Origin of the sequence: Streptosporangium sp. NPDC005286, from assembly GCF_040607515.1 — a bacterium.
GTDB lineage: Bacteria > Actinomycetota > Actinomycetes > Streptosporangiales > Streptosporangiaceae > Streptosporangium.
On the sequence record NZ_JBEXGU010000321.1, the window covers coordinates 1 to 4399 of the forward strand.

The following is a 4399-nucleotide window of genomic DNA, read 5'->3' on the forward strand; positions in this document are numbered from 1 at the left end:
AACGGCCGCCCCATAGGTACTTGCGGATGTGAGCGGGGTACTCCTTGCGCAGCAGGCGGGCCGAGACGCCCTTGAGGGAATTGACCAGGGTCGAGAGGGCGACCTTGGGCGGGTGGCAGACGAGCAGGTGGACCTGGTCGTGCTCGCCGTTGAACTCGACGAGCCGGGCGCCGAGGCTGTCGCACACCTCGATCATGATGTCTTCGCAGCGGCACAGCAGTTCGTCGGTGAAGACCCCGCACCGATACCTGGGTGTGAGGACCAAATGCGTGTGCAGCGGGTGGACAACGGTTCGGCCCCGGCGGATGTCAAAGTCGGGTTCCCACCGCGGTGACATGGACCAAACGATATTTTGGGCGATGTGAAGCTGGTGGTGCAGGTGAGACTTCTGCCGACGCCCGAGCAGGCGGCGGCGCTGGAGGCGACTCTGCGCGCGGTCAACGGCGCGGCCACCTGGGTGGCGGCGCTCGCCCACGACCAGCGGGTATTCCGCAACTACGACCTGCGCAGGCACGTCTACGGGCAGATCAAGGACGACTACGGGCTGGCGGCTCAGGCCGCGCAGCATGTCATCAAGAAGGTCGCCGACGCCTACGCCACGCTGCACGCCAACCTCCGCAACGGCAATATGGGCAGGCCCGACTCCGCGCGGCGCGAGCGGGCCTTGGCCAAGCCGATCGTCTTTCGCCCCGGCGCGGCCCAGCCGTTCGACGACCGCTGCCTGTCCTGGCAGGCGGACGCGCGCACAGTGTCGATCTGGACCACGCGCGGGCGGATGAAGAGCGTGGCGTTCACCGCCTCGGCCGATCAGCTCACGACGCTGGCCGCCTACCGCAAGGGCGAATCGGACCTGCTGTACCGCGATGGCATGTGGTTCCTCATCGCCACCTGCGACCTGCCGGACGTGCCGGTGCGCACCCCGGACGGATTCCTGGGGGTGGACCTGGGGATCGCCAACATCGCGACCACCAGTGGCGGGGTTCGCCACAGCGGCAAGGCCCTGAACGCGGTCCGCCACCGCCACCGCGAGCTGCGCCGCCGCCTGCAGGCCAAGCAGACCAAGTCCGCGAAACGGCTGCTGAAGCGGCGCCGCCGGGCCGAGGCCCGGTTCGCCGCGAACACCAACCACACCATCGCCAAGCAGATCGTGACCGAGGCTGCACGCACCGGGCAAGGCATCGCCCTGGAAGATCTCCAGGGCATCCGTGACCGGGTACGGCTCCGCAAGCCCCAGCGGGTCACGCTGCACTCGTGGAGCTTCCACCAACTGGGAGGCTTCATCGCCTACAAGGCCGCCCGCCAGGGCGTCGCCGTTGTTCACGTCGATCCGGCCTACACCTCGCAGGCCTGCTCATCGTGCGGGCACGTGGACAAGAAGAACCGGCCCGGCCAGGCGACCTTCTCCTGCACGTCGTGCGGCTTCGCTGAGCACGCCGACGTCAACGCGGCCCGCAACATCGCCTCACGCGGTGTGGCGGGCTGGGCAGTGAGTCACGCTGCCGACGACGCGGCCTGAACCGTCGAACCCATCGACGGCGAGGAGCTGCAAGCTCGGTCGTTTACGGCCGAGAAGCTGACAGGTAGAGCGCCCGGCTCGGGACCGGGTGGACGCCGGTTCGAGCCCGGTCAGCGAGGCCCTCCAACGAACATTCCAGGTGGCCGGAGGGCTCGTCGTCAGGTTGGCCGGCAAACGAAGAAAGCCCAGGCCGACGATGCCGGCCTGGGCTTCTTGCAGGTGCGCCGCCAGGGACTCGAACCCCGGACCCGCTGATTAAGAGTCAGCTGCTCTAACCAACTGAGCTAGCGGCGCTTGCGACGGGGGTAACTCTAGCAGCAGCTCCGGCGCGACCGCACCTCGGTTGACCGCCGCCCGGCTCCCCGCGCGAGGCTCGGGGCCGGGCCGTTCTCGGCTGTCCGGCCCCGTACACAGACTCGGGGCCGGACAGTCCCTCAACCGTCCGACCCCGATCTTCTCGCGGGCTTCGCCATCGTCTTCCCCAAGACTCCGGCGGCCGTTCTGCTCCGGAATAGACTCGGGGCCGGACAGTCCCCCAACTGTCCGGCCCCGATCTCCTCGCGGGCTTTGCCATCGTCTCCCCCAAGACTCCGGCGGCTCCGCTCAGGAACGCGATCCCCCTCGCGTCCTTTTTCCGGTGAAAAGTCTCTGCAACGCTCCCCCCGGGCTTCGCAGACCCCTTGACCTGCAACAACACTACCTGGCTAAATGTAACGGGCGCGTCATCCAAAGGTTGATTTTGCGCCTACACCCAACCTTGACCCGGTATCACCGAAGCCTCCGTCAACCCCCGCCGGATACCCGAAAATCCGGCTTCCCGGAGGTAGATCGGCCTGCTTCGGACTCGGACCGGGAGCCGATCGGCCACCTCGGGCCTGGGTCAGGGGAGTTCGAGGCCGACCTCGGTCTCCTCCCGCAGTGCCCGGCTCACCGTGCAGTACCTCTCCTCGACGCGGTGGGCCACCGCGCGGAGCACCTCGGCGGCCTTCTCGTCGCCCTCGGGCAGCTCCACGTCGTAGCTGATGGTGATCGGCCCCAGCCTGCTCGCCTCGATCTTCTCCGCCTGAACGGTCATCGCCAGGCGGACCATGCGGTGGCCACGCTGGGCCGTCAGCGGCTCCACGGTGACGATGTTGCAGCCGCCGAGCGCCGCGAGCAGTAGTTCGACCGGGGTGAAAGTCCCCTGCTCGTCGCCACTGCCCATGGCGACCTCGGCTCCGCGGTCGTTGCGTGCCACGAACCCGTCCTCGGTCCGCTCCACCCTCACCTGCGCCATGACGCTCCTCCCCGGCCTTCCTCGATCTGCGGATCACCCTACAGAGGGAGGACGGCCGCCTCAGGCATCGGGATGTTTGGACAGGTATTCGATGTAGAACGGGCGCAGCGCGTCACCCAGCTCCCCGTGACCCGAGACCATGGCGTCACTGAGCAGGGCCGAGATCCGGCTGAGGTCGTTGGTCGTCTCGTCCTCGTGCCCCGATGACGCCTCCGCCGCCGGGATCAAGGAGAGCAACTCCCACAGAAAGCCGAGATCTCCGTGATGCACGGCGTAGTGGACCGCGCGATCATGCAGTTCCTGGGCCGATAGCGACTCAAGCTCATCCGTTTCCAACAGACCCACCCCCTCACGCCCCTTCTGCCCCGAGATTGTGACCATCATGCGCAATCGACGGTACGCGCAGTCAGCGCACCAGCCTGACCAGCATTTTTCCGGTGTTCGCGCCGCGGAGCATGTCGATGAACGCCCGCGGGGCGTTCTCCAGGCCGTCGACGACGGTCTCCATCGAGACGAGCCTGCCCTCGCGGAGCCAGGTGCCCACCTCGGCGACCATGTCGGGCAGCCGCGCCTGGTGGTCGGAGACGATGAATCCGCGCAGGGTGAGCCGTTTCCCCACGGCCAGGAAGAGGTTGTTCGGGCCTGGTACCGGCTCGGTGGCGTTGTAGACCGAGATCGCGCCGCACATCGCGACCCTGCCGTACGTCCTCAGCTCGTCGATGGCCGCCTGCAGGTGGTCACCGCCGACGTTGTCGAAGTAGACGTCGATCCCGCCGGGGGCCGCCTCGGCGAGCTGCTCACCGATCCGGCCGTCGTGGTAGTTGAAGGCGGCGTCGAAGCCGAGATCGCGGATCAGGTACGCGACCTTCTCCGGCGACCCGGCGCTGCCCACCACGCGCGAGGCGCCCTTCAGCCGGGCGATCTGCCCGGCCAGGCTGCCCACGGACCCGGCCGCGCCGGACACGAACACCGCCTCGCCCTCCTTGAATCGCGCGATGTCGAGCAGGCCCACGTACGCGGTGAGGCCGGTCATGCCCAGTGCTCCGAGGTAGGCGGAGAGCGGGACGCCCGGGACCTCCTCGACCTTGCGGGCCTGCCCCGCGTCGAGCACGGCGTACTCGCGCCAGCCGTACCCGTGGGTGACGATGTCGCCGGGGGCGAGGTCCGGCGAGCGCGACACGACGACCTCGCCGACGGCCCCGCCGTCGAGGGGGGCGCCGATCCGGAAGGGCGGGGTGTAGGACTCGGCGTCGTTCATACGTCCCCGCATGTACGGGTCGACGCTCATGAAGAGGTTGCGGACGCCGATCTCCCCCTCCCCTGGAGAGGGCGACTCGACCTCGGCCAGCTCGAAGTTCTCCGGGACCGGCCAGCCCGAGGGCCGCGACGCCAGCCGGATCTCCCGCGACACCGTACGGCCGGTGGCACGCGCCGACGTCCCGTTCACGGCGGCGGTTCTCCCGGCGCCGGTGCCACCCCCGGCCCTCGTCCCGGCTCCCGTCTCCGGGACGGCTCCGGATCCGCCCCCGCCCCCGGTCCCGGCTCCGGGGGCGGGGCCGGGTCTGGGGCCTGGCTTGGGGACGGGGCCGGGCTTGGGGCAGATCGGA

Annotated in this window: 5 protein-coding genes and 2 tRNA genes; 2 read left to right on the forward strand and 5 right to left on the reverse strand. The window is 69.0% G+C overall.

Annotation, left to right across the window (positions count from 1 at the left end; translation table 11 throughout):
* Positions 1-337: IS200/IS605 family transposase (gene tnpA / locus ABZU75_RS45355; protein WP_355569435.1), on the reverse strand; the 337-nt coding region annotated here is incomplete at its 3' end.
* Between the two features lie 15 nt (positions 338-352).
* Here tnpA and ABZU75_RS45360 point away from each other — a divergent pair.
* Positions 353-1516: a transposase gene (locus tag ABZU75_RS45360; protein ID WP_355569438.1), complete on the forward strand. Its 1164-nt coding sequence runs from the start codon at positions 353-355 to the stop codon at positions 1514-1516.
* Between the two features lie 55 nt (positions 1517-1571).
* A tRNA-Pro gene (locus ABZU75_RS45365) sits at positions 1572-1628 on the forward strand.
* A gap of 108 nt (positions 1629-1736) precedes the next feature.
* Here ABZU75_RS45365 and ABZU75_RS45370 read toward each other — a convergent pair.
* The 4 genes from ABZU75_RS45370 to ABZU75_RS45385 form a co-directional block, all read right to left on the reverse strand.
* A tRNA-Lys gene (locus tag ABZU75_RS45370) sits at positions 1737-1810 on the reverse strand.
* A gap of 586 nt (positions 1811-2396) precedes the next feature.
* Positions 2397-2792 (reverse strand): OsmC family protein, encoded by a 396-nt coding sequence (locus ABZU75_RS45375; protein ID WP_030913025.1) that lies wholly within the window; start codon positions 2790-2792, stop codon positions 2397-2399.
* Positions 2793-2852: 60 nt separating this feature from the next.
* Positions 2853-3137: a hypothetical protein gene (locus tag ABZU75_RS45380; RefSeq protein ID WP_355569441.1), complete on the reverse strand. Its 285-nt coding sequence runs from the start codon at positions 3135-3137 to the stop codon at positions 2853-2855.
* Between the two features lie 61 nt (positions 3138-3198).
* On the reverse strand, positions 3199-4203 hold the full coding sequence (locus tag ABZU75_RS45385) for an NADP-dependent oxidoreductase (protein ID WP_355569444.1): 1005 nt from the start codon (positions 4201-4203) through the stop codon (positions 3199-3201).
* Positions 4204-4399: the final 196 nt, after the last annotated feature.

Excerpts from the sequence above, each read along its gene's own strand:
- ABZU75_RS45375 (WP_030913025.1), bottom strand. The coding sequence starts at position 2,792 with ATGGCGCAGGTGAGGGTGGAGCGGACCGAGGACGGGTTCGTGGCACGC.